The following is a 26,585-nucleotide window of genomic DNA, read 5'->3' as shown; positions in this document are numbered from 1 at the left end:
CCAGCGCAACTTGGGATTGTAGCTGTCGCGTTTGTGCCACATCAGGGTAAAGAGAATGGTGAGCTTTCCCTATCTTCCGCAACCATTGGCAATGGCCGGGTCACCAGCTCAGGGCATGTCCTGGCCGCATAGGTCCGGCAATAGCCAGGAGCCGTGGTTAACAGCTGCGACCCGGGCTGTGATGCCAGCCATAAAGATTGCTCAAACAGGGAAACCGACAACGCGATATCCCGCTTCAGACCTTTTTCAGCCAGCAGGCTATCCAGAGCCCAGCCCTCACATTTTTCCCACTCGATATTGATTTGCCGATACTCAAGGAATGTCTCCAGGCTCCAGACTTGTTGCTGTGCGGGATGATCTTTCCGCAGATATACCAAGGGCTCGTCGCTGAACAAGACCTCATAATCCACGGCCGCAGGCAAGAGTGCCAGCGTCTCCCGCGAGCCGGGATGACTCTCACGCCCCGATAGCCCCAAGTCAGCCTTGCCGGAAATAATGGCGTCCAGGGAGTCATAGTCCCAATTGCGGATCCGCACCACGGAATCAAGGAAATGGGCATCAATCAACCCTGGAAGTTCAGGCAACAATTCGAGGTAGAATGGTGACTCCAACATCAGCTGAAACTCTACCCCTTTGGGAACTTCAACATTACGTTTGGCCACTATACTGCTGGCCAACTGAAACAGCTCGGCCAACTCTTCGGCCAATGCCAACGCCAATGGCGTCGGCAACAGGCCTTGGGGAGAACGAACCAATAGAGGGTCATCGAACCAATGACGTAACTTGGTCAAAGATTTACTTACGGCAGAAGGTGTTACCGACAGGCGTTTGGCCGCTCTGGTAACACTACGCTCACTGAGGAGGATCTGCAGCGTGACCAAGAGGTTAAGATCGAGGCGATGTAAGGCTCTGTTCATCTTGCTTCCATTGGCTATTGGTCTTAATTGGAGCGCGCGAGGTAAAATACAGCAGTATGATGCTGCCCAAAGCGGCGATCAGCAAGCTCAGTATCAACATAGTGCTCGCCGTCAATCCAAACCAAGCACTTATCGCAATGAAGGCTCCAGACCAACTTATCTGGCAGATCCCCAATATGGAACTTGCCAGAGCCGAGCGCTGAGCAAAGGGGGCCAGAGCCTGGCTCATAGTGACCCCGAACCCCACAGAAAAACCGGCGCAAACAAAGCCAATGCCCAGCAAATATAGCCAAAGCTCTGCGGCCAGAGACGCAGCCAACAGCAGTACAGTGGCCGCCAAGGCAAAAGCCAGTTGCGACAGTTGCAACATGCGTTGTTGGCCAATCGAATCTATTAGCCAGGGAGAAACAAAGGCCATAACCATGCTTATCAGTGCCAAACCACCCATGGCTGAGGCGTAGCCACCACTGTCGAGCCCTAACTGCTCCATCAACAGCATGGGCGAAGTATTGACGAAGGTGAGTATCGCCGTCACGGCCAGACAACTGATCAATAAGCGACTGATGAAAGTCACACAGAGCAAGGATTCACCGGCTATCAATTCTTCCGCCGTCTTGGCCGGAAGCGACTCTTGCAAACCCAAACACAAAATCAGCGCCGCCGCAGCCAACAAAGCCATCAATACACACAGCGCCGGCCAGGGAAAATACTGCAAAACCAAATGCCCCAGCACAGGCGCTAGAACCGGCACTATGCAGGTAATTCCATTTATCATCGACAAGACTTTGGCTCGTCTTTGGTCATCAAGCACATCCCGCAGAATGGCAAAGGTCACCAGATAGGCCGCCCCGGCACCTATACCCTGTCCGGCCCTGGCAAACAAAAACGCCGTGATTGATAGAGTCGTGGCGGCCCAAATCGACGACAGCACAAAAATCAACGCTCCGCAAAGGGCTACCGGCTTGCGCCCGAGCCTATCGGCAAGATGCCCACCGAGCAACATGGCCAGAGCCATGCCCGCCAGATAACAGGAAAAGGCGTTGTGCAATTGGGCCTCATCGGCGTTTAGGATGAGGGCTATCTCGGGCAAGCCAACCAAGTAGAGATCGATCCCCAATGGATAGAGTAAAACCAAGGCAAAGGCACAGATAAGGTAATAACGCATGATCAGTTGATAGAGCAGGAATTTGCTTGTCAGCATAAATGCCCGGACTGATGCCAGCGAGTTGCCATCAAGACAAGAGTATTTTCCTCAGAGGAAAAACATACAGCTGACGCCAATGACAAAAAAGGCGCCAGAGGCGCCTTTTCAATAGTTGGGAGCTTTGGGTTGGGAGCTGGATTTGGGGGAGATCAGAAGGTGTAACCGACACTGATCATATAGACCCAAGGATCTATGTCAGTATCAACAACCTGCTCGGCACCGCCCATAGTGAATTTCACGTCTGTGCTGATCTTGGCGTACCACACAGAAGCATTTACCAGCCAATTATCGTTGATCTGATAATCCAGACCCACTTGTGCAGCCCAGCCCCAAGAGTTGCTCAAACTCAGGTTATCCAGACCCAGACCTTTAGCTTCATCGGTGAAGTCATTGTCGAAGAAGTTGGTGTAGTTAACACCGACACCCACGTAAGGACGCAGCTTGGACTCGGCATTACCGAAGTAGTACTGGGCCACCAAGGTAGGCGGCAGGTGCTTGGTTTCGGCAATCTTGCCGAGTGCACCCAGAGATACGTCATGGCTGAACGGGGTAGCGGCCAACAGTTCGATACCAAAGTTATCTGTCAGCATATAGCCGAAGTTCAGACCCAACTGGGTGTTATTGTCCACGCCAAAAGAGGCGATATCGGCCACAACCGGGCTGGACTCGTCCGGGGCTACCACAACGGCACCGGCACGAACAATAAAGTCACCGGCCTTGTGGGCCAGTGCAGGGGCAGCAACAGTAGAAAAAAGGGCGGCGGCAATCAATCCTGATACGATATTTTTTTTCATCATCTCACTCCGTAGCGACAACACAGCGCTTTGTTTTTTATTACATCCATAACAACTGAGGCCACACTGCCAGATTTAACTCTTCACATTTTTGATCTGCATCAAGCGTTTTAAGAGGTACCCAGATTTAGATACAGCAAGCGCGAAACAGATCACATAAAATAAAGATTTATTGATATTGCACCTTTAAAATAAGTGAGCCAGTTCAAAACTCCACTAACCCCAAAGTGAAAGAAAAGTACATTTTTCGAGCAATGACGCTTGAGGCGCTCACAACCAAAAATTAACAATCAGTCACAGTAAGATATGCTGACCAGCACTTACAGAATGGTGTTTTTAACTGGAGAGGAAAGGAAACAGAGGATGCCAGATAACTGCAATCGGCAAGATAAATGTGTCAGAGAATGCTTGAGAAAGTACTCAGTAAAGCCTCTTCAGCAACGGATAGTTTGCCAACCAGTTCTTAGCCTTGAGCCGACTCTCGAATACGCCGGGAGTGCTCTTGGGATTAGGACTGAGTTCCAACGCCAGTAATGGGCCAAGCGGGAACAGATTGAGCAGTTGCAGCTCCCCTGCCCTCAACCTGACAGCCAGGGCCGTTTGCTGCTCTGGCCAGTAACTCATGGCATCAATCACTGAAGTATAGGGTTTATGGTGGTTTTTAAGGTGCATTCTGGCCTGGTTCTTTACCGACCATGGTAAGTCGAGTGCTGTGGCCAACTTGGCCTCATAGGCCCTGTCGGTGACTTCCGAGCTGTCGTTTGGCTCAAAGTAGAGCACATCTATGTCGCTGAGCCTGGATACACTGCCGTGCAACTTGTCCCACACCAGATTACGGACAAATCCCGCGGCTACCCAGGCATCAATAGGCCCAAGGTTTGCAACACACTCAAGTGCCTGCATTCGCATCCTGTCCTGCCTGAGCCAGTTTTCAATCAGCTCAGCCGCCTCACTTTCACTGACCTGCTGCGGCCCTCTCGACTCAAGCTTATCATTTGCCACCATAGCCCCCTTAAAAAGACAAAAGCCCCCGCAGAGCGGAGGCTTTCGATTCTAACTCAAGCTATCACTTCTCTTCAGTGTCTCTATCCATGTTCTCTGTATTTTCCAACCAGAGAGCATTGATGATACCGAAGGAACAAGCCAATAAAATGCCGAGTATCCAAGTGAAATACCACATAATTCAGGCTCCTTAGTAAAGTGATGTGCTGTTGTTTTCAATGTGCTGACGGTTCAGACGGCCATACATCTTGTAGTAAGTCCAGCAGGTGTAACTCAGCACTGTTGGTACAAAGATGATCGCAACCCAAGTCATCACAGTCAGAGTCATCTGGCTGGCGGTAGCGTCCCACATGGTCAGACTGACGTTAGGCTCCTGTGATGAAGGCATCACGAATGGGAACATAGCCGCGCCACAGGTCAGGATGATACCGGCAATGGCCAGTGAGCTGAACAGGAAGGCGAAACCGCTACGTCCCATACGGCTGGTCAGCAGCACCAAGGCAGGCGCCAACAGGCCCAAAGCAGGGAACAGCATGGTCACTGGGTACTTGTCGTAGTTGGCCATCCAAGCACCGGAAACAACTTCAACTGTCTTCATGGTTGGGTCAGACACGGCGTTAGTATCCAGAGCCGAAGTCACCACATAACCATCAATACCGGTAGCCAGCCACACACCGGCTGCACCGAACAGTACAATCAGCAGCAGTGCGGTCAACTGTGAAGCTGCAGCGGCGCGATTGCGTAGCTCACCTTCGGTCTTCATCTGCAACCAGCAAGCACCCTGCATCATAAACATACAGGCACTGACCAGACCGGCCAACAGGCCAAAGCCATTGAGCAGACCGAACAGGCCACCATCATAGTGGGCACGCAGGTACTCGTCGAAGCTGAAAGGCACGCCTTGCAGCAGGTTACCGAAGGCAACACCTATGATCAGCGGAGGAACAAAACCTGCGACAAACAATGCCCAGTCCCAGCTCTTGCGCCAGCGTGGATCTTCTATCTTGGAGCGATAGTCGAAACCTACGGGACGCAGGTACAGCGCCAGCAACACTATGATCATGGCCACGTAAAAGCCGGAAAAAGAAACGGCATATACAGTAGGCCAAGCGGCGAACAGGGCACCGGCACCGGTGATCAACCACACCTGGTTACCATCCCAGTGAGGAGCAACCGTGTTAATCATCACCCGGCGCTCGGTATCGTCCTTACCCAAGATTGGCAGTAAGGCACCTACCCCCATGTCAAAGCCATCAGTAATAGCGAAGCCTATGAGCAAGACGCCAACTAACAACCACCAGATAAATCTTAATATTTCATAATCAAACATAATGAAATCCCTCTGCTCAGGCTTCTAGTTTTTCAAAGTGATAACGGCCGGTCTTGAGACTGCTTGGACCCAGGCGCGCAAACTTGAACATCAGGAAGAGCTCGATAACCAGCAGCACAGTGTAGAACAGAGTAATGCTGATGATACTGAACCAGAGATCGGCCGCCGTCAGGCTGGAAGCAGACACAAAGGTCGGGAGAATCTCGGAGATAGTCCATGGCTGACGACCATACTCGGCCACAAACCAACCACACTCGATGGCGATCCAAGGCAGAGGCAAGCTGTAGAGCGCAGCTTTGAGTACCCACTTCTTCTCTTCAATCTGATGACGTGTGCTCTGCCAGAAGGCAGCTGCAAACACTACCAGCATGACGAAACCAAGGCCCACCATGATACGGAAGCTCCAGAACAGTGGTGCTACGCTTGGAATAGAATCCCTGGCGGCCGCCTTAATCTGCTCTTCGGTGGCATCGACCACTTTATCTGTGTAGCGCTTCAACAACAGACCGTAACCCAGGTCAACTTTCTGCTCTTCGAAAGCCGCGCGAACCGCAGGATCTTCCTCAATAGCAGGGTCAGCCTTGGCGGCACGCAACTGCTCAAGCAGGGCATAAGCCTTCATACCGTTGCGGATGCGAACTTCGTGCTCGGCGATCAGATCCTTGATACCTGTCACTTCTTCATCAATAGAACGAGTAGCTATGATACCCATGGCATATGGGATCTTGATGGCATAGTCGGTATGCATGGTTTCCTGGTTAGGGAAACCTATCGCAGTAAAGGCTGCCGGAGCAGGCTCTGTGTGCCATTCAGCTTCAATCGCCGCCAGTTTCACCCGCTGAGCTTCACCAACTTTATAACCGGATTCGTCACCCAGTACGATAACAGACAGGATAGAGGCCATACCAAAACTCGCCGCAATGGCGAAAGAGCGGCGGGCAAATGGCAGGTCACGCTTCTTGAGGATGTAGTAAGAACTGATAGCCAGAACAAACATGGCACCGGCTACATAACCGGAAGCGACAGTGTGAACAAATTTAACCTGAGCGACTGGGTTAAATACCACTTCCGCGAAGCTGGTCATTTCCATGCGCATGGTTTCATAGTTGAACACGCTACCCACAGGGTTTTGCATCCAGCCGTTGGCGACCAGGATCCACAGCGCAGACAAATTACTTCCCAATGCAACCAACCAGGTCACAGCCAAGTGTTGACGCTTGGAGAATCTGTCCCAACCGAAGAAGAACATACCCACGAAAGTGGATTCCAGGAAGAAGGCCATCAAGCCCTCAATCGCAAGAGGAGCACCGAAAATGTCACCCACATAGTGTGAGTAGTAGGACCAGTTGGTACCGAACTGGAACTCCATTGCCAGACCTGTGGTAACCCCCAGGGCAAAGTTTATACCGAAAAGTTTGCCCCAGAATTTAGTCATGTCCTTGTAGATCTGCTTATCTGTCATCACATAGAGTGATTCCATGATTGCCAGCAGGAAGGCCAAACCCAAAGTCAAAGGAACAAACAAGAAGTGATACATGGCTGTCAGCGCGAATTGTATGCGCGATAGCTCAACGACTTCTTCAACTATCATTTGTGACTCCTTACATGGTGCTCCGCCCGTTGTCTTCAGATCCCCATCAAAGACAACAGGTGGTGAGTTGGATAGCTTAGTTCATTAATTTCTTATCTACCCGGAAACCCGGATAAACCACCCAAATGATTCGCGTTGCTGCGCTTTAACTCACCAAAAGCTTAAAAATCGGTTTTTGGCGGCCTTAACGAGAGGCGAATCACGCTTTTGCAGATTTATGCGATCAGCATCAGCATTTGCCAGTGTTCCAATATTTGCAAATTATTTAATATCAGGCACTTGCGTTATTAGTTCAGCTAAGATTTGCCCTGATTTTATACCACTTGAATTTGACGCAAATCAATCAAACTCCGGGCTTTAGCTGGGTTTTGCGGAGGGGCACACAGCCACCAAGGATGAGTATTGACTTTGTGGTAAAATCCTGTTAGAGCATTTACACCAACTATAAATAATCCATCATTTTGGATGCTTTATGAAAAAACACGTATAAACTAGCCAAATAAACTTTTTAACAATTTTTAAAGTTAAATATGCTAACTCAAAGCGTGTGATTTTGATCTCATTATTTTTTAACCATTTGATTATGATGAAATAAATAAACACCAATTAACCAAACATAAAAATCACCAAAAATTCAGATTAATTTTTCTAATCTCATATCGTATTATTTCTCGTTTGATAAAGCCGCCAGGGTTGACTAATATGTAGCCTGTGTTAAGGAGACGCTCGGGTCGGCCGACATCAATATCTGCAGACCTTCCTCCGCGCACATTGACTGAACTTTGTGTGGAGATATCATTATGAAAAATTTTTTTGAACGTCTGGTTAACTGCTACAAGCCTGTTTTTGTTGAACTTTACAAGTCTCAACTGGTTTACTAATCACAGCTGAGCAACTGCTTGTCTTGAAGTTTTGTTAGCGCAAAACGGCCCCATAGGTATTCCTATGGGGCTTTTTCGTCTCTGCAGCCATTAAAGAGTGATTCCAGCCTTAGTCCGGCTTTAGCCTGTTAAGCGCTGTAAAGCCTGCATTTTGACACTTCAATACATAAGAATATATTGAACAAAGTGCAAGCTATTGATGATTTAAAGTTTTTACTGTAGGGCAAAAGTTAAATAAAAAAGGCGGGTTATAAATACCCGCCTTTTTTTACCCTTTATGGGATGATTTTTAACCTTATCCCAACTTCACTCTGGCGTTACGGAACATTCTCATCCAAGGGCTGTCTTCACCCCAGTTTTCCGGATGCCAGGAGTTGGCGACTGTGCGGAACACCCGCTCAGGGTGAGGCATCATGATGGTGACTTTGCCATCCAGGCTACAGATCCCGGACAAGCCGTTGGGCGAGCCGTTAGGGTTCTGTGGATACAAGCTGGCCACCTCACCTTTACCATTGACATAACGCAGCGCCACAGTGCCGCTCTGCTCGGCCGCTGCCATGGCGGCAGCTGAAGCAAACTCGGCACGCCCTTCCCCGTGGGAAACGGCAATCGGCATTCTGGAGCCGGCCATACCGCTGAAGAACAGCGATGGGCTTTGCTGCACTTCCACCAGGCTAAAACGCGCTTCAAAGCGTTCAGAGCGGTTACGGACAAAGTGCGGCCAATGCTCGGTACCCGGAATGATCTCCTTGAGGTTGGAGAGCATCTGGCAACCATTACAAACACCCAGAGCAAAGCTGTCGGCACGCTCGAAGAAGCGGCTGAAGTCCTCACGGGCACGGCTATTGAACAGGATGGACTTGGCCCAACCTTCACCGGCGCCCAATACATCACCGTAAGAGAAGCCACCACAGGCCACCAGCCCCTGAAACTCTTCCAGGCTGATACGGCCACTGAGGATATCCGACATATGCACATCGCGGCTTTCAAAACCGGCACGCTCGAAGGCGGCTGCCATCTCGATATGCGAGTTGACCCCTTGCTCACGCAAAATCGCCATCTTGGGTGCAGCGCCCTTGAGGATATAAGGCGCGGCAACGTCTTCTGCCGGATCAAAGCTTAAGTTAACCGTGAGGCCGGGATCGGTTTCATCCAACTTGAGGTCAAACTCTTCACGGGCACACTCAGGGTTGTCCCTGAGCGCCTGCATTCTGTAGGTGGTTTCAGACCAGAGCTTACGCAGCTCGGTGCGTGAAGCATTATAAATTTCGGCGCCGTGATCCTGGATACGGATGCGGCCATCGTCGCTCAGCTCTGCTATCGGATGACAATCCACACCGGCATCAGTGTAAGCCTTGATAATCTCGGCGGCTTGGTCTTTGCTCACCTGCAGCACGGCGCCCAACTCTTCGTTGAACAGGCGCGCCAGAGCGCTGCCGGCCAGCGCAGAAATATCCACATTCAGGCCAGTGTGACCGGCGAAGGCCATTTCCACCAAGGTGGTGAACAGACCGCCGTCACTCTTGTCGTGGTAAGCCAGCAAACTCCGCTCGGCCACCAACTGCTGAGTCACCTCGAAGAAACCTTTCAATACGGCAGCCTGATCCAGATCCGGCGCGATATCGCCCAGCTCACCGAACACCTGCGCCAGGCAGGAACCGCCCAGACGAGTCTTGCCCTTGGCCAGATCGGCCAGCAACAATACAGTTTCGCCCTTGTCGGTACGCAGCTCAGGGGTCACGGTATTGCGAATGTCGCGCACCGCACCGAAGGCAGAGATGATCAGCGACATAGGTGCGGTAACCGCCTTCTGCTCGCCCTTGTCTTCCCAGGCGGTCTTCATCGACATTGAGTCTTTGCCCACGGGAATGGTCAGTTCAAGCTCGGGACACAGCTCTTCGCCCACTGCCTTGACCGCCTCATAGAGGCCGGCATCTTCACCCGGGTGACCGGCTGCAGACATCCAGTTGGCCGATAGCTTAATGCGCTTCAGTGAGCCGATATCGGCACCGGCCATGTTCAGCAAGGATTCGGCCACGGCCATCCGCGCCGAGGCGCCAAAATCCAGCAAGGCCAGCGGAGTGCGCTCGCCCATGGACATGGCTTCGCCCACATAGCTGTCGAACGAGGCGGCGGTAACGGCGCAATCCGCCACAGGTACCTGCCAGGGGCCGACCATCTGATCGCGGTTCACCAATCCGGTTACCGTGCGATCGCCTATGGTGATCAAGAAGCTCTTGTCGGCAACGGTTGGCAGAGTCAGCACCCGCTTAACGGCTTGTGCGAGATCGATGGACGCTTCATCCAGCGCCGCAGACTGCGCCTTTTGAGTCACTACATCACGGCTCATCTTCGGTGGTTTGCCCAGCAAGACTTCCAGCGGCAAGTCGATAGGCTTGTTGTCAAAGTGCTCGTCGCTCAGGCTCAGGTGCTGCTCGGCAACCGCCTCACCCACCACAGCAAATGGCGCGCGCTCGCGCTCACAAATGGCGGCGAAGGTATCGAGGTTTTCGGCTGCCACAGACAGCACGTAACGCTCCTGGGATTCGTTACACCAGATCTCCAGCGGGCTCATGCCTGGCTCATCGGAAGGCACGTTACGCAGCTCAAACTTACCGCCGCGACCGGCATCGCTTACCAGCTCAGGGAAGGCGTTGGACAAACCACCGGCGCCCACATCGTGAATAAACTGGATAGGGTTGGCATCGCCCATCTGCCAGCAGCGGTCGATAACCTCCTGACAGCGGCGTTCCATTTCCGGGTTTTCCCGCTGCACCGATGCAAAGTCCAGATCTTCACTGGACTGGCCGGACGCCATGGAGGAAGCCGCACCGCCGCCAAGGCCAATGTTCATCGCCGGGCCACCCAGTACAATCAGCTTGGCGCCTAAGGAGATCTCCCCTTTCTGTACGTGCTCTTCACGAATGTTGCCAAGGCCGCCGGCCAGCATAATAGGCTTGTGATAACCGCGCACCTCGACACCGTTGTGGCTGCAAACCTGCTGCTCATAGGTGCGGAAGTAACCCAACAGGGCCGGACGACCGAATTCGTTGTTGAAAGCGGCGCCGCCCAGAGGGCCGTCGATCATGATGTCAAAGGCAGTCACAATCCGGTCCGGCTTGCCGTAGTCGCCTTCCCAAGGCTGCACAAAGCCCGGGATCTTGAGGTTGGATACGCTGAAGCCGGTCAAACCCGCCTTGGGCTTGGAGCCGCGGCCGGTAGCGCCTTCGTCACGGATTTCACCGCCAGAGCCGGTGGCAGCACCAGGATAAGGACTGATGGCGGTCGGGTGGTTGTGGGTCTCCACCTTCATCAGAATATGCATCGGCTCTGTGTGATAGCGATAAACGCCGTCACTGTCGGGGAAGAAACGCCCGGCTTCAAAACCTGTCATTACCGCGGCGTTGTCTTTATAGGCCGACAACACATAGTCCGGGGTCTTCTCATAGGTATTCTTGATCATCTTGAACAGCGACTTGGGCTGCACTTCGCCGTCAATGGTCCAATCGGCGTTGAAGATCTTGTGACGACAGTGCTCTGAGTTCGCCTGGGCGAACATCATAAGTTCAATGTCGTTGGGGTTGCGCTCAAGGCGCAGGAAATTGGTGACCAGGTAGTCGATTTCATCATCGGCCAGGGCCAGGCCCATTTCGCGGTTGGCGATTTCCAGCGCCCGGCGGCCTTCGCCGAGAATGTTGACGCTGACAAAAGGCTTGGGCTCAGTGCGGGCAAACAGCACATCGGCCGCTTCAAAGCTGTCCAGTACCACTTCCATCATGCGGTCGTGCAGCAGCGCCTTGAGGCTCTTGAGCTGTTCGCCGCTCAGAGCGTCGGATTCCACATAGTAAGCCAGACCGCGTTCCAAACGTTTTACCTGCTTGAGGCCGCAGTTCTGGGCGATATCGGTGGCTTTGGAAGACCAGGGAGAAATAGTACCGGGACGGGGAGTAACAAAAAGGAGAGTGCCTTGGGGCTCGTGGGATTCGATGGCCGGACCGTAGGTTAGAATCTTACTCAACTGCGCTTGGTCATCGGGGTTGAGCGCTTCGCTCAGATAAGCCAAATGAACATATTCGGCATAGATTTGCTTTACCGGAAGCTGGGCGGCTTCACAGGCCTGCATCAGCTTTTGCACTCTGAATGCCGAGAGTGCGGGGGCTCCGCGGATGATCTCCATCACGTCTTATCACCTTATTATTTATAATTACAGGGTCAGAGGTGGCGCTATTATAGGTAAATGCGCCCTACAAATCACCTCAGACTTTGCTTAAAACAGTGTTTCCTGTGATATAAAGTAATCCTATGGGGTAATATACCCTCCGGTGCCTGACCCCATGGTTCAATCACGGGGATACCAGGCCTGCAACCAAGACGCAATTCATTGAATTTATTTACAAATTAATCAAACAAAAGGAATAACCCCTATCTCAGCGGCAAACCACAGGCTAAGGGCTTTTACCGATAGATAATGAAACGATTCACCGCGACTCTCACCCTGATAATCTTGCTGGCAGGCTGCCGGCAACCTGTCGTGGATGATGCTCAGGTAACCCCGGCGGTGAATGAGGCCAAGGAACTCAGGGTTGGCACCCTCTATGGCCCACAAATCTATGTTTCTTCCACCCAGGGCAGTGCCGGGTTTGATTATGAGATGGCGGCGCGTTTCGCCGACTTTCTCGGCAAGCCGCTGGAGATGAAGCCCTATGGCAATATCAATGAGCTCTACCAGGCGCTGAAACAAAACGAGATAGATTTGATTGCCGCCGGGCTGTCGGATACCCGGAGCCGCAGACAGCAGTTTCGTCTGGGACCACCGCTTTATCGGGTAAATCAGGTGATGGTCTACCGCGCCGGCACCCCTGTCCCCAAAGATCTCAACGCCCTGGATGCGCCTGTTACTGTGATAGCCGACTCGTCGTTTGTGGAAACCCTGAACCGACTCAAGGCAGATAATCCCAACCTTGAGTGGCAACAGGTCGCAGATAAAGATAATGAAGAGCTGCTGAGCATGATAGCCAGCGGCGAACTCAGCTACACCATTTCAGATTCCACCAGCATCAATATCAATCGCCGTTTTATGCCTGAGCTGAGATCCGGCCAGGTGCTGGAGCAGCAACAGGCTGTGGTTTGGCTGTTGCCCCCCAGAGGCAGCGATCAACTGATGAGCCAACTGCTGCGTTTCTGGCATCAGGAACAAAGAGACGGCACGCTGGAACACTTGGTGGAAAAGTACTTCGGTCATGTCAAACGTTTCGACTATGTCGACACCCGCGCCTTTATCCGTGCGGTCGACAGCAAGCTGCCCAAGTACCGCCATCTGTTTGAAACCTATGCCGGTGAACTCGACTGGCGCAAGCTGGCCGCCACCAGTTATCAGGAGTCGCACTGGAACCCCAGGGCCCGCTCACCGACCGGCGTGCGCGGCATGATGATGCTGACTCTGGCAACCGCCAAACAGTTGGGGGTGGAGAATCGCCTCGATCCCGAGCAGAGCATCCGTGGCGGTGCCCGTTATCTGAGCGACATTTTGGTACGCCTGCCTGAGTCTATTCCGGAGGAGGAGCGGATGTGGTTTGCCCTCGCCTCTTACAACATAGGCTATGGCCATGTGGAGGATGCCCGTAAGTTGGCACAGGCCAGCGGCCTTAACCCCAGTGCCTGGAAAGATCTCAAGCAGGTATTACCCTTGCTGCAAAAGCGCAAATACTACCAGCACACCCGCTATGGCTATGCCAGAGGCAACGAGGCGGTGCATTATGTCGACAGCATTCGCCGTTACTATGACACTCTGGTGTGGATAGACAATCAGGCCAAACTGGAAGCCCTGGCCAGGGAGCAGGCTCAGGAAGAGGCAGCACAAAGAGAAGCTGAATCCCAGGCCGGGGAAGAAACCGAACTCAGCGGTGCCCAGCCCAACTGAAAACCCCGCACACGACTCATTTTCGCGCCAAACAGTCTTGCTTTGATGCGCAGCCCGCCATTTGGGGCTGGCGCAAGCTTAAATAAGCTGTTAGCTTGTCATTGATGCCAAAAAACTCACAAAAACATCTGAATAAACTAAGGAAGGTGTGAATAAGTCCTCGTGGCACTCTGGCTTGCACAGTAATTGGCGTTCAAGGCATCTGACTGAAGGCATGCCGGGGCCTGTCGAAGTCGGATAACGCAGAGAGCCGGTTGCTGTGAAAGCCCCGAAGGGCGTGGCTTACTGGCCTGCCTGCTGTGTTGTGCCTCTTGCAAAGGACTAAGGCCATTTGCTGCGAACCACGCCTTGCATCCAGGCCCGTAAGCCGACGCAGAGCACACATGGGACTTGTTCGCACCTTCCCTAAGGTAAGCTTATGAAAAGAAAGACCATTAACAATGCAATGGCCCGTCGCCGCAGCCTGGTTAAAACCCGTCACAAGCGCATTCTCAACCGTCACAAACTCTTCTTCAGTTTTCTGCAGCAGGCGGATTAAGTTTCCTTGCCTGCTTCAATGCCTTCTGCTCCTGTCTGCGTCGCCTGAAAAAGGCGCTCAACTGTTCGCTGCAGTCCTGTTCCATCACCCCGGCACTGACCGCCAACTTGTGATTGAACAGGGGATGACGCACCAGATCCAGCACTGAACCGGCCGCGCCTGTCTTGGGATCCGCAGCCCCGTACACCAGTCTCCCCACCCTGGCATGCACCATGGCCCCGGCGCACATGGCGCAAGGCTCCAGCGTCACATAGAGGGTAGTATCCAGCAGACGGTAGTTTTCCAGTTGACTGCCCGCCTGCCTGAGGCAGAGAATTTCCGCGTGGGCACAGGGGTCGTTGGCGGCAATAGGCTGGTTCCAGCCGCAGGCAATAAGCTTGTCATCTTTGACCAGCACGGCCCCCACCGGCACTTCCCCGAGGGCCTCAGCCTTTTGCGCCATCTCCATGGCCAACTGCATCCAATGTAAGTCGCGATTCTCTGTCATTCTATTCATCCGTTCTCAATGCGGCGCCAGTATAACTGGCATGAATACCAGTACCAAATCCGAGATCCGCGGATATCGACTCTTTCGGCGCCTGCATGCGGCATAGACTCAAGGCCGCTCCAGGATCCTCGGGCCCGCGCCTTCCTGACCCAGCACATCATCTGGGTTTCTGAGTGGACATTCGGCCAGCGATAAACAACCGCAGCCTATGCAGCTGTCCAGCTCGTCCCGCAGCCGGGTCAGCTTCTTGATCCTCTCATCCAGCGAGGCCCTTAACTCGGCGGAAATGGTCCGCCACTGCGCCGCCGTCAACTTGGCGTTGGTGCCGTATTTGGCCAGTGCCTGCTTTATCTCCTCCAGCGGCACTCCGGTGCGCTGCGCCACCTTAATGATGGCAATCAACCTAAGCACAGTCGAGGGAAAGCGCCGCTGGTTGCCACTGCTGCGCTGGCTGCTGATAAGCCCTTTGGACTCATAAAAGTGAATAGTGGACACCGGTACCCCACTGCGTTTGGCGACCTGGCCTATGGTCAGAGCACCGCGGGATGCCCCTTCGTCATCATTTTCAGGTTCGGCAGTAAATTTTGTGTTCATTGACTATTGACCTCAAGTTAACTTGAGGTTTTATAGTGCCGCCGAAGGAATAAATCAACCCCCGCCAAGGATGGCCCCTTTACATAAACGACAAAAAACACAGGAAACTTGTCGCTATCATGATCAACAAATCCCTATCTCTGATGCTTGGCCTTTCGCTGCTTCTCGGCCTGGGTCTTACCTACGGCCTGAAAGCCGATGATGAGGCTGACAGTGGCGGCCATGGTTATGGCCCTGTGGCTGTGTCATTGGCCAGCGTGCAACAAATCAGCCTGCCACAGCAACTCGACGCCGTTGGCGAACTGGAAGCCGCTGCCCAAATCGCCGTCGCTGCCGAGACATCTGGCCGGGTAACGGCGCTGCACTTCGACTCGGGGCAACAGGTTAAAGCCGGTGAACTCTTGGTGCAGCTCAATGATGCGGTGGAGCAAGCCGAACTGTTGCAGCAAGAGGCGCAGTTACTGGCAGCCGAGAGTGCCTATCGGCGTCTCGTTAGCCTGGCCGCCGATAATCTGGCCTCCAGGGAAGCACTGGACAATGCCCTGGCCGAGCGCGATATGGCCCGCGCGGCTGTCGCCCGAACCCAGGCTCTGATAGCCCAAAAGGCCATCAAGGCCCCCTTCTCCGGTACCTTGGGGATCCGCAAAATTCACTTGGGCCAATACCTTGGCGCCGGTGAAACCATCGCCCAATTGGTGGATGACAGTCAGCTCAAAATCAACTTTGCGATCAGCGAAGCCCAGGCCGATAAACTTGAGCTTGGGCAAACATTGCAACTCTGGACAGACTTACGCCCCAATGAAAGCTGGCCCGCCAAACTGAGCGCCATAGAGCCGATTGTCGGCAGCTCACGAATGCTGCAACTGCAGGCGATATTGCTGCCAAAACCTATTGATGGCGAGCCTGATGATAAAGAGCGAGTCGACGACAAGCCTGCCGAAAAGGCGGCCAGCTATCCAAGCCAGGAGAATGGCGCAGCCAAGCTGAGAGCCGGCATGTTTGCCCGGGTGGCGTTGGAAAAGTCAAGACGCCAGGCGCTGATGATCCCCGAAAGCGCCATCACTTATAACACCTGGGGCGAAACCGTGTTTCGGGTCGATGCCGGAGAACAAAGCCTCACGGCCCACAAAGTGGCAGTTAAAACCGGCCAACGTCAGAATGGCTGGGTCGAGGTCATCTCCGGCCTGTCGCTTGATCAACTGGTGGTCACCTCCGGTCAACTCAGGCTGAGTGATGGCGTCCAGGTCAGCAGCACGGGCCAGGACAGCCTCACCGCAGCGCTGCTTTATCAGAGCAAGGGGCAATCACAATGAGATTTACCGACCGTTTTGTCGAGCGTCCGGTGCTGGCACTGGTGGTCAGCAGTCTTATCCTATTGCTGGGGCTGTTCTCCATTGGCAAGTTGCCGGTGCGCCAATATCCGCAGCTGGAAAACGCCACTATCAGTGTGACAACCCAATATCCCGGCGCCTCGGCCGAGCTGATGCAGGGCTTTGTGACCCAGGTGCTGACTCAGGCGCTGTCATCAGTGGAGGGCGTCGATTTTATCTCCTCATCCTCCACTCAGGGCCGCAGTCAAATTCAACTCAGGATGACACTCAACAGTGACTCCACCCAGGCTCTGACCGAAGTGATGGCCAAGGTCAGTGCCGTGCGCTACAAATTGCCCAAGGATGCCTTCGATCCTGTTATCGAGCGCTCCTCGGGTGAATCCACCGCCGTGGCTTATGTCGGTTTTGCCAGTGACAGCCTGAGCATTCCGGCCCTGACCGACTATCTGTCGCGGGTGGTCGAGCCCAGATTTGCCAGCATTACCGGTGTGGCCAAGGTCCAGCAGTTTGGCGGTCAACAACTGGCGGTGCGCCTTTGGCTCGACAGCGACAAGCTTGCCGGACGAGGCCTGACGGCCGCCGATGTGGCCGATGCGCTGCGACGTAACAACTTTCAGGCCGCTCCCGGTGTGGTCAAGGGCCAGTTTGTTGTCGCCAATATCAAGGTGAATACCGATATCACTGATGTCGCAGCCTTTCGCGATCTGGTATTGAAAAACGATGGGCGGGACTTGGTGCGCCTCGGTGATGTCGGCACTGTGGAGCTGGGCGCCGCTTCCAAAGAAAGCAGCGCCTCCATGGATGGTCAGGCAGCTGTGCATCTGGGGCTATTTGCCACCCCCAAGGGCAACCCTCTGATCATAGTGGATGGCATTCGCAAGCAGTTGCCGGAGATCCGCAAAACCTTGCCGCCGGGTGTTCGGGTGGAACTTGCCTATGAAAACGCCCGCTTTATTCAGGCATCCATAGATGAAGTGCTGCGCACCTTGCTCGAAGCACTGTTGATAGTTGTGCTGGTGATCCTCTTGTGTCTCGGGTCGCTGCGCTCTGTGCTGATCCCCATAGCCACCATTCCCCTATCCATGCTCGGCGCCGCTGCACTGATGCTGGCCTTTGGTTTCAGCATTAACCTGCTCACTCTCTTGGCCATGGTGCTGGCCATAGGCCTGGTGGTGGATGACGCCATTGTGGTGGTAGAAAACGTCCACCGCCATATCGAAGAGGGGAAACACCCTGTGGCAGCTGCCCTGATAGGCGCCCGCGAAGTGGCCGGCCCTGTGATAGCCATGACCATTACCCTGGCGGCAGTTTATGCCCCCATAGGCTTGATGGGCGGCCTTACCGGCAGCCTGTTTCGTGAGTTTGCCATGACCCTAGCCGGTGCTGTACTTGTCTCCGGCATAGTCGCCCTGACCTTATCGCCGGTAATGAGCTCAATGTTGCTGCAACCAAAGCAGAGCGAAGGCCGACTGGCCCGCGCCGCCGAGCATTTTTTCGAGCGCTTGGGCGATAGCTATGGCCGTCTGCTGAAATGGTCGCTCGCCCATAGAACCCTTAGCTTGGGCTTCGCCCTGCTGGTGATGCTTGCTCTTCCATGGCTCTATTTGCAGCCGCAGCGGGAATTGGCCCCCACGGAAGATCAGGCCGGCGTATTAACCGCCATCAAGGCGCCGCAACATGCCAATCTAGAGTATGCCGAGCACTTCAACCGGCAGTTGGATCAAATATTTACCCGGATCCCGGAAACCCAGGGTACCTGGATAATCAATGGCACCGACGGCCCGGCGGCCAGTTTCGGCGGTATCAATCTCAGTGACTGGAGTGAGCGCAGCCGAGACGCCAGTGCTATTCAGACCGAGCTGCAGCAACTGGCGGGCACTATCCCGGGCAGCAGTATCTTTGCCTTCCAGTTGGCGCCCCTGCCAGGTTCCACCGGCGGGCTGCCGGTGCAGATGGTATTGCGCTCCCCCGGCGCTTACCCCGAGCTTTATCAAACCATGGAGCAAATCAAGCAGGCGGCGCGCCAGAGCGGTTTGTTTGTCGTGGTGGACAGCGATCTGGATTACAACAACCCAGTGGTGCAACTCAGTGTCGACAGGGCCAAGGCCAACAGCTTAGGGGTGAGGATGCAGGATATCGCCGAGTCATTGGCGTTGCTGGTAGGTGAGAACTATGTCAATCGCTTCGCCATGGATGGCCGCGCCTATGATGTAATCCCCCAAAGCCTGAGGGAACAACGCCTCTCGGCCGAAGAGCTTGGCAAACAGTATGTACGCAGCACTGATGGCACTCTGGTGCCCCTCTCCGGCCTGGTCACACTCGAGCGCGGAGTCGAGCCAAACCGTCTGAGTCAGTTCGGCCAGCAAAATGCCGCCACCTTACAGGCGATTCCGGCGCCGGGAGTAAGCATGGGGCAAGCTGTGGCCTTCCTCGAGCAGCAGCTTGCAGCACTGCCCGCCGACTACAGCCATGACTGGCAGTCTGACTCGCGCCAGTATGTGCACGAAGGCAATAGTTTGGCCTTTGCCTTTATCGCTGCGCTGCTGATCATCTATCTGGTGCTGGCGGCGCAGTATGAAAGCCTGATTGACCCGCTTATCATTCTGATCACTGTGCCTTTGTCCATCTGCGGCGCCCTGTTGCCACTGGCGTTGGGGTTGACCACTCTCAATATCTACACCCAGATAGGGTTGGTCACTCTGATAGGCCTTATCAGCAAACACGGCATTTTAATGGTGGAGTTTGCCAACGAGCTGCAACAGCAAAAACAGTTGAGCCGTCAACAGGCGATACTGGAAGCCGCCAGGATCCGCCTGCGGCCGGTGCTGATGACCACAGCCGCCATGGTATTTGGGCTTATCCCCATGCTGTTTGCCAGCGGCGCCGGTGCCGCCAGTCGTTTCGGTCTGGGCCTGGTGATCGTTTCCGGCATGTTGATAGGCACGCTGTTTACCCTGTTTATATTGCCGACCATCTACACCCTGCTGGCACGGGACCATACCCGCATAGACGAAAGACAGCAGCAGTTGGCGCCTGTATTGCAGAGCCAGTAACTCGGGCTCGCTATAGAAAGACCAAACTGCCCGCGATTGCGGGCAGTTTATTATTCGCAGCGCTCCTTAAGCGACATGACGATTCCTTAGTCTTGTGCTTCCTGAGCCTTGTCCGCTTTATCTTTGGCTTCCCTGCGCCGTTTCAATTCGGCGCGCATCCAGGCAGCCGATTCGGCCATATCCCGCCTGAGCTCGGCTATCTCCTCATCCGTGAGCCGCCGAACCAGCGGCTCATCTCGCTGAGATATTGAGTTTGGTTTTGCCGTTTCCTGCTGTTTGTTCATGGTCATTATTCCTTTTTCTGGAGCAGGTCCATGTCTCCAAGAGTTTATCTTGCAAGCCGATACAACCAAAGGGCCCCATTCACCCGGTAAAAGTGAATGGGGCCCTCAATCAGTTCTCTTTATTCCGCTCTCTTTAACAAGCTAAGGTTGCGGCATGGCACACAAGAGGCTGTTAGCGGAGGATCATCTGCGCCCGCTCCGGGCCGACAGAGATCATTTTTACCGGTACGCCCATCAGCTCTTCAACCCGCTGCACATACTTTTGCGCCGCCAGAGGCAGGCTCTCAAAGGTGCGACAAGCCGTGATGTCTTCGCTCCAGCCTTCCATCTGCTCATAAACCGGCGCCAAGGCTGAGGTTTGTGGCCAAATCGGGTTTTCGCTGTGATCGCCCTGATAATCGATGCAGATTTTCAGATCCTGCATCCCACTCAAACAATCCAGCTTGGTCAGCGCCACTTCGGTAGCTGCCTGCAGCTCGACACCATTACGGGTGGCCACGGCATCGAAATAGCCCATATCACGGGGACGCCCGGTTACCGCGCCGTACTCATTGGCGGCTTCGCGGAAGCTGTCCTGTTCTTCCATGGCAGTAATCAAGGTACCGGTTCCCACTGATGAGCTGAAGGACTTGGCTACGGCAATCACCCGCTCGGGGCGCAGTGCCGGTAAACCACTGCCGAGACCGGCATAAGCGGCGGTCACGTTGGAAGAAGTGGTCCAAGGGTATTCACCGTAAACCAGGTCACGACCCGCGCCCAACTGGGCTTCAAACAGCAGGTTTTCATCTTTTGCCTGCAGCGCTTTCAGTGGCTCGCTCACGTTGCAGATGGCATCACGCCAAGGGGCAGACACTTCCAGCAACCAAGCTGTCATCTCTTCTGCGGTTTGCGAAAATTCAAAGGAGGGATACAGCGCCTTGAGCTGCGGCAGTTTCCAGTCCAGCATAAACTGGATACGTTCACGCAGTACTTCAGGCTGCTTCAACCAACCCACCAGAATGCCTTTTTTCATTACCCGGTCACCGTAAGCCGGGGCAATGCCCTGGCGGGTAGAACCGTAAGCGCCGTCACCGAGACGCTCCTCTTCCAGAGTATCTTCAATGGCGTGGATTGGCAGGCACAGAGTCGCCCGGTCGGAAATGCACAGATTGACATTGACACCGGCGGCTTTTACCTCGGCAATCTCTTCGGAAAGTGGCGCCGGGCTTATCACCATGCCGGGACCCAATACCGCCAAACAACCAGGATTGAATACGCCGCTAGGCAGTTGATGCAGTTTGAATGTACCAAAGTCATTCACAACTGTGTGGCCGGCATTGTTGCCGCCCTGAAAACGTATACTCGCCGCTGCGCTATCTGCCAGATAGTCCACGATACGGCCTTTACCTTCATCACCCCAGTTTGCACCAACTACAACGATAGACGACATTTCCAGTTCTCCTAAACAAAAACCTGTCTATCCTATGACCACGGCATAAATAAGAAAAATTAATAATCATTATTGGCTTGATAAGAAATCCATATCGGGATACTTTGCATCGAAGATAGCGGGCAATTGTCGTGACCAAGGCCATGACTAAGGCCATGGCCAAAAGCAGCCAACCATAAAGCGCCTGCCCTAACGCTGCAAAAGTACCGCTAAAAAGCTCTTAAAGAGGCTGTTATGCTCGAACTCCACTGGCTTAAAACCTTTGTCACCCTGGCCCGCCTCGAACACTTCGGCAAGGCAGCCAATGAGCTGCATATGACGCAACCCAATGTCAGCTTGCATATCAAGCAGTTGGAGCAAACCACCCGAGTAAAGCTGATTGAGCGTAATCCATTTCGGCTGACCCAAGCCGGTGAGCGCTTGCTAAGGAGTGCGCACAATACCCTGATGGAGCTGCAAAGTTGCCAGGCCGATCTCAACGCCATCAATGATCTGTGCCAGGGCACGATGACCATAGCCGCCAGCGATATTATTTCCAGATGGCTGTTGATAGGCCCGTTTCAGTCGTTCAAAACCGAATTCCCCGGCATCGACCTGACACTGCTGAACACCACCTCCTCTCAGGCGGCAGACCTGGTAAAAAGTGCCAAGGCCGATCTCGGCTTTGTGATGGCGCAAAAAGAGAGTCAGCCGCTGCATTTTACCGAGCTGAAACAAGTGAAATGGTACGCCTTGGGCAATGATCTCAAGGCCTGGCAGAGAGGAAAAGTCCCCAGCCCGCAGGAAGCTCCGACCTTGATACTACTGGGGCACGACACCCGCACCCGGGATCTGATTGACCCGGCTCTGCCTGAGCTCAAACTGCCGGAATACCGCATCATGGAGGTGGGCAGCGTGGATGCCCAAATCGACTGGGCCGAAGCCGGCTTCGGCATCGCCATAGTGCCGGACTTCGCCCTGCACCCGAAACTCAATTTGCAGTCCAGCATTACCCCACTGCCCAGCTTCCCTTCCGCCAGCCTGGGTTACATAGTGCGTCAGAACCAGGTGCTCTCCAAAGCCATCAAGAAACTGCTCCATTGGGTGGATGAAGAGATATTGCAATCGCCGAGTGTGGGTTAACTGTGTGAAGGTAACAGGCATTCAACGACTTCCGGCTACAGGAAAACTTAACAAGCCGGCGTCAGATGGAAAAATAACCATTGACGCCATAGCCATTTGTTATGCTTGCCTTTTCGCCATTGGATGCTCAGGATTCAACTGAAGTAAATCCCAAAGGTTGCCATATAAATCTTTAAATACCGCTACCGTACCGTAATCCTGCTCTTGGGGGGCACGTACAAACTCGATACCTACTGACTGCATACGCTCGTAGTCTCGCCAAAAGTCATCGGTATTCAAGAAAAGGAATACACGACCTCCCGCTTGGTTACCAATGAAGTCTAATTGCTCAGGTTTTGAAGCCCTTGCCAACAACAAAGCCACTCCGTGAGAATTGGGCGGCGCAACCACAACCCAGCGCTTATCTTGCTCAGGTTGGTAAGTGTCTTCAATAAGCTCAAATTGAAGCTTATTGGTATAAAAATCGATTGCTTCATCGTAGTCTTTTACTACCAGTGCAATATGGACAATGTTCTGCTTCATCTTCTTACCTTATACGCTGAACTGACTTGGACATGATGTAACCCCAGATTTTATCCCTTCAGTATTCCTGCAGCAGGGGAACCAATGAACCCTGTCGGCTATACCTCATAAGCTGGGTAATCGATATAACCTTGTTCACCACCACCATATAAAGTTAGCCTTGCATCTGCATCGAACTCAGCCAATGGCCAGTCATGGGTAAAACGGGCAACCAAGTCCGGATTGGTCACAAAAGGCGTACCAAAGGCAACAAAGTCGGCATACTTTTTGTCGAGTAAGCTTTGCGCTGTTTGCCTGGTCAGCTTGCCCGCCACCATAATAGGATTGCTATATACACTGCGAACCTGGCGACGAAATGCCTCGGGTACTACCGAGTAACGGGAGATATTCTCCGAAAAGTGCACATATGCAAGATTCATCGGCTGCAACTTTTCCAGCAAGGCCAACGTCAAAGGCACGATTTCCGGGTCCTCGCCGGCAAAGCCTTCGTTAACATAAGGGGACAAACGTACAGAGACCTTGCCTGCGCCAATCGCCTCACAAAGTGCCTGTAGCGTTTCCAGCAAGAAACGCATCCGATTCTCTTGATTGCCACCATATTGATCTTGTCGTTGATTACTTTCCAGCCTTAAGAAAGTGTCGAACAGATAACCATGTGCGGCGTGCACTTCAACGCCATCAAACCCCGCGTCTATTGCATTTTGGGCTGCTTGCACAAAATCTGCGGTAGTGGCTTTAATCTCTGCTTCCGTCATCGCTTTTGGCTGTTGTGTCGCCACCATACCGAAACCGCCTTCAGCCAACGGGCCAAACACCTGATCTGGAATGCTAATCGCCGATGGTGCCATAGGTTGCGAGCCGGCGATATTGGCATGGCTGCGACGCCCCACATGCCAAAGCTGAACAAAGATTTTTCCCCCTTGCTGATGGACAGCTTGAGTGACTTTTTTCCAGCCTTGGATCTGTTCAGGGGTATAAATCCCGGGGGTCATCGAATAGCCTCTCGCGATGGCTGAAACCGGTGCTCCCTCTGTAATAATGAGCCCGGCACTGGCGCGTTGCCGATAATACTCAGCCATCATCTCATTGGGAATGTCTCCCGGTTGAGAAGTACGTGAACGTGTCATGGGAGCCATGACGATGCGATTGTTGGTCTTCAATGCTTGACCATGGAATGCTGTTAACATGCTACCCCCTATGCCTGATAACTTGGATAATCAATGAGCCCTGCTTCACCGCCCCCGAATAGGGTGTTGGGATCATGTTCAGCCAAGGGATAGCCCTGTCGCAAACGCTCCGGCAGATCTGGATTGGCAACAAAAGGCCGACCAAAACCTATCATATCGGCAAGGCCAGCGTTAATAGCTTGCTCTGCCTTCTCCAAGTTATAGCGACCGGCATAAATCAACACTCCTTGATAGGCTTCACGGAGCGCTTGCTTGAACGAAAGCGGTGTATCGGGCGCATCGTCCCAGTCCACTTCGGCAATATGCAAATAAACAATGCGATGTCGATTGAGTAGCGCTGCAGCAGCGGTATAGGTTTCAATAGGGTTTGCATCCACTGTGCCGTTGAGTGTGGTCAGCGGTGCCAGACGCACCCCGACGCGATCTGCCCCAATGGCGTCAACCAATGCCGTAACCACTTCATCAAGAAAACGAAGACGGTTTTCAAGGCTGCCACCGTACTCATCACCACGATTGTTTGCTTCGGAATCAATAAACTGGTTAATCAAGTAACCATTGGCGGCATGTAATTCAATACCATCAAAACCGGCTTCAATAGCATTGAGCGCTGCTTGACGATAATCAGCGATAACTTGCTCTATATCGGCCTTTATCATTGCCCTGGGCTGAACCACATCGACAAAACCGGGTTTGTCGCTGCCATTATCGACGAACACTTTCACGTTCTCAGCCTTAATGTCTGATGACGAGATAGGCTGCAAACCACCAATATTGTCCGGATGAGTCACTCTCCCCACATGCCACAACTGCGCAAAAATCGCACCGCCTTTGGCATGCACAGCCTCAGTCACTCTGCGCCAACCGGCGATCTGCTCGGGAGTGTAGATCCCCGGCGTCCACGCATAACCTTTGGCCATGGTGGAAATCTGTGTCCCCTCTGAGACAATCAAGCCCGCACCGGCACGCTGCGCATAATAGGTTGCCATCATCTCGTTGGCCACATCGCCTGGTTGACTGGCTCTTGAGCGCGTCATAGGTGGCATGACAACTCGGTTGTTGAGCAGTAGCTCACCCAGTTTGATCGATTGAAAAAGTGATTGCGTCATAGAAAAGCCCTCTCATGTGATGGCAGGCATAGTAACAAACCCAAATAGAGGCATTGAGAGCAATAAAGACAAATCATTTTTGTCATATACGCAAAAATTGCCAAGTAACATGAAAGCCCAATGCCAGATAAGGAAAAGCATTCGACTCCCTTGAACCATGGAAGGTACAAATAACGTTAGAGAAGGACTGGATTACCGCCGACGCAAACCGCAAAGAGAGCTTGCCCAAAGCCGAGTCATAGCGTCAATTTAGGCTGAATAAAGTCAATAAAAGCGGAGATACGCTTGGCAACATTGGAGGATTTATAATAAACGGCATTAATCTGCTCTCGTCCTATATTGGTGATTTTTTCTCTTTCCAATAAAGGGATTAAACGTCCCTCACTGATATCTTTCTTCACCATAAATCCCGATAAGCAAGCGATACCATTGCCCTGTAATGCCAGCTGTCTCACCGTTTCACCGTTACTCGATGTTATTGTTGGGGTGATACGACCAATCCCTTTGAGCGGCCAATCGTTAAGGGTTTTAGGGCTGGAAAAACCCAATAAATCGTGATGAATAAGCTCACTGCTTTTATTGATAAATCCCCGTCTTGCCAGGTACTCAGGCGAAGCGACAACATAGAGCAAACTCTTTCCGAGCGGCCGTGCGTGCAGAGTCGAATCGCTTAAAGAACCTATCCGAATCGCTAGATCTGTTTTCTTTTCCAACAGATCAACAAACCCCTCGTTGGATGTCAGTTCCAGTTCAATATCCGGAAAGGCTTGCATAAAGGGCTGGATAAGCGGCACCAGTTGGTGAAACACAAACGGACTTGCAGCATCGACGCGTAGACGCCCCTTGGGTAATGTCCCTCTGGTGATAATCTCTTCTTCTGCTTGCTGAATTTGCGACAAACCAAGACGAACTGTATCAACAAACTGCCGTCCCTCTTCGGTTAAATCTATGCGGCGCGTAGTACGATTGAGTATTGAAACCCCAAGCTGACTCTCAACCTTACTCACCGCCCTTGAAACCCGCGAGACCTGGATATCCAAAAGCTCAGCTGCCGGAGAAAAGCCACCATTGTCTACAACCGCCAGCAGTATTGCCAAGTCATCGGACCGTGTTTTCATCACTCTTACCTAAATACATCACCAGCATTTTTTGCATTTATAGCAAATATTACCTACTGAAACACTTATTTTTGACAAACTGATTTCTACGCATAATGCTCGAAAACGCCGGAGTCCTCCTTGGGTATTGTGCCCATAGGCAGCAAAAAAGGCGCCGAAGCGCCTTTTTAAATCA

Annotated in this window: 20 protein-coding genes; 4 read left to right on the top strand and 16 right to left on the bottom strand. The window is 53.1% G+C overall.

Annotated features, from left to right (window positions below):
- Positions 1-41: 41 nt before the first annotated feature.
- From yidZ to purL, 8 genes are all read right to left on the bottom strand, one after another.
- On the bottom strand, positions 42-917 hold the full coding sequence (gene yidZ, locus ACF8D4_RS17430) for an HTH-type transcriptional regulator YidZ (RefSeq protein WP_392466002.1): 876 nt from the start codon (positions 915-917) through the stop codon (positions 42-44).
- Positions 886-2,118, bottom strand: coding sequence for an MdtL family multidrug efflux MFS transporter (locus tag ACF8D4_RS17425; RefSeq protein ID WP_392466000.1), 1,233 nt, complete (start codon positions 2,116-2,118; stop codon positions 886-888). The genes yidZ and ACF8D4_RS17425 overlap by 32 nt, the downstream gene beginning before the upstream one ends.
- Positions 2,119-2,270: 152 nt before the next feature.
- Positions 2,271-2,918, bottom strand: a complete 648-nt coding sequence (gene ompW, locus ACF8D4_RS17420; protein WP_025009781.1) for an outer membrane protein OmpW — start codon at positions 2,916-2,918, stop codon at positions 2,271-2,273.
- Between the two features lie 417 nt (positions 2,919-3,335).
- A complete protein-coding gene (locus ACF8D4_RS17415) occupies positions 3,336-3,920 on the bottom strand; it encodes a nucleotidyltransferase family protein (RefSeq protein ID WP_144128635.1) in 585 nt (194 codons plus the stop codon).
- A 61-nt stretch (positions 3,921-3,981) separates the two neighbouring features.
- Positions 3,982-4,095: a cytochrome bd-I oxidase subunit CydX gene (cydX, locus tag ACF8D4_RS17410; protein WP_025009779.1), complete on the bottom strand. Its 114-nt coding sequence runs from the start codon at positions 4,093-4,095 to the stop codon at positions 3,982-3,984.
- A gap of 12 nt (positions 4,096-4,107) precedes the next feature.
- Entirely contained in the window at positions 4,108-5,247 is a 1,140-nt protein-coding gene (gene cydB / locus ACF8D4_RS17405) for a cytochrome d ubiquinol oxidase subunit II (RefSeq protein ID WP_028779211.1), read from the bottom strand.
- A 16-nt stretch (positions 5,248-5,263) separates the two neighbouring features.
- The gene (locus ACF8D4_RS17400; protein WP_025886552.1) at positions 5,264-6,838 is read right to left on the bottom strand and encodes a cytochrome ubiquinol oxidase subunit I; all 1,575 of its coding nucleotides are present in this window, start codon (positions 6,836-6,838) and stop codon (positions 5,264-5,266) included.
- Between the two features lie 1,176 nt (positions 6,839-8,014).
- Positions 8,015-11,896: a phosphoribosylformylglycinamidine synthase gene (gene purL / locus ACF8D4_RS17395; protein WP_392466063.1), complete on the bottom strand. Its 3,882-nt coding sequence runs from the start codon at positions 11,894-11,896 to the stop codon at positions 8,015-8,017.
- A gap of 291 nt (positions 11,897-12,187) precedes the next feature.
- Between purL and mltF the strand changes: the two genes are divergently transcribed.
- Positions 12,188-13,639, top strand: coding sequence for a membrane-bound lytic murein transglycosylase MltF (gene mltF, locus ACF8D4_RS17390; protein ID WP_392465995.1), 1,452 nt, complete (start codon positions 12,188-12,190; stop codon positions 13,637-13,639).
- Positions 13,640-14,151: 512 nt separating this feature from the next.
- Here mltF and tadA read toward each other — a convergent pair.
- Together tadA and soxR are read right to left on the bottom strand one after the other, a co-directional pair.
- Positions 14,152-14,664, bottom strand: a complete 513-nt coding sequence (gene tadA / locus ACF8D4_RS17385; RefSeq protein ID WP_392465993.1) for a tRNA adenosine(34) deaminase TadA — start codon at positions 14,662-14,664, stop codon at positions 14,152-14,154.
- 108 nt (positions 14,665-14,772) lie between these two features.
- Positions 14,773-15,258 carry a redox-sensitive transcriptional activator SoxR gene (gene soxR, locus ACF8D4_RS17380; protein ID WP_051472593.1) on the bottom strand — a complete coding sequence of 162 codons (486 nt, stop codon included), beginning with the start codon at positions 15,256-15,258 and terminating at the stop codon, positions 14,773-14,775.
- A gap of 119 nt (positions 15,259-15,377) precedes the next feature.
- On the opposite strand from soxR, the gene ACF8D4_RS17375 reads away from it, so the two are divergent.
- Positions 15,378-16,571 (top strand): efflux RND transporter periplasmic adaptor subunit, encoded by a 1,194-nt coding sequence (locus ACF8D4_RS17375; RefSeq protein ID WP_392465991.1) that lies wholly within the window; start codon positions 15,378-15,380, stop codon positions 16,569-16,571.
- Positions 16,568-19,642, top strand: a complete 3,075-nt coding sequence (locus ACF8D4_RS17370) for a MexW/MexI family multidrug efflux RND transporter permease subunit (RefSeq protein ID WP_261752761.1) — start codon at positions 16,568-16,570, stop codon at positions 19,640-19,642. Before ACF8D4_RS17375 ends, ACF8D4_RS17370 begins: the two co-directional genes overlap by 4 nt.
- 86 nt (positions 19,643-19,728) lie before the next feature.
- Here ACF8D4_RS17370 and ACF8D4_RS17365 read toward each other — a convergent pair whose 3' ends face one another.
- Both ACF8D4_RS17365 and ACF8D4_RS17360 read right to left on the bottom strand, forming a co-directional pair.
- The gene (locus ACF8D4_RS17365; protein WP_144132208.1) at positions 19,729-19,926 is read right to left on the bottom strand and encodes a hypothetical protein; all 198 of its coding nucleotides are present in this window, start codon (positions 19,924-19,926) and stop codon (positions 19,729-19,731) included.
- A 172-nt stretch (positions 19,927-20,098) separates the two neighbouring features.
- Positions 20,099-21,355, bottom strand: a complete 1,257-nt coding sequence (locus tag ACF8D4_RS17360; RefSeq protein WP_025886539.1) for an adenylosuccinate synthetase — start codon at positions 21,353-21,355, stop codon at positions 20,099-20,101.
- 234 nt (positions 21,356-21,589) lie between these two features.
- Here ACF8D4_RS17360 and ACF8D4_RS17355 point away from each other — a divergent pair, with 234 nt between their 5' ends.
- The gene (locus tag ACF8D4_RS17355; RefSeq protein WP_025009774.1) at positions 21,590-22,477 is read left to right on the top strand and encodes a LysR family transcriptional regulator; all 888 of its coding nucleotides are present in this window, start codon (positions 21,590-21,592) and stop codon (positions 22,475-22,477) included.
- 99 nt (positions 22,478-22,576) lie between these two features.
- Here the strand turns inward: ACF8D4_RS17355 and ACF8D4_RS17350 are convergent, their stop codons facing one another.
- The 4 genes from ACF8D4_RS17350 to ACF8D4_RS17335 all read right to left on the bottom strand — a co-directional run bounded on the left by ACF8D4_RS17350 (position 22,577) and on the right by ACF8D4_RS17335 (position 26,410).
- Positions 22,577-22,999 carry a VOC family protein gene (locus tag ACF8D4_RS17350; protein WP_208135595.1) on the bottom strand — a complete coding sequence of 141 codons (423 nt, stop codon included), beginning with the start codon at positions 22,997-22,999 and terminating at the stop codon, positions 22,577-22,579.
- Between the two features lie 98 nt (positions 23,000-23,097).
- Complete coding sequence (locus tag ACF8D4_RS17345) at positions 23,098-24,186, bottom strand: alkene reductase (RefSeq protein ID WP_261752762.1); 1,089 nt, start codon at positions 24,184-24,186, stop codon at positions 23,098-23,100.
- Between the two features lie 8 nt (positions 24,187-24,194).
- Entirely contained in the window at positions 24,195-25,292 is a 1,098-nt protein-coding gene (locus tag ACF8D4_RS17340; RefSeq protein WP_261752763.1) for an alkene reductase, read from the bottom strand.
- A 236-nt stretch (positions 25,293-25,528) separates the two neighbouring features.
- A complete protein-coding gene (locus ACF8D4_RS17335) occupies positions 25,529-26,410 on the bottom strand; it encodes a LysR family transcriptional regulator (protein WP_190535384.1) in 882 nt (293 codons plus the stop codon).
- Between the last annotated feature and the right edge of the window lie 175 nt (positions 26,411-26,585).

Source organism: Shewanella sp. YQ_9, from assembly GCF_043103185.1.
Taxonomy (GTDB): Bacteria; Pseudomonadota; Gammaproteobacteria; order Enterobacterales; family Shewanellaceae; genus Shewanella; species Shewanella algae.
Note: the sequence above shows the minus strand (reverse complement) of the source record. Positions and strands in the feature narration are given on the sequence as shown.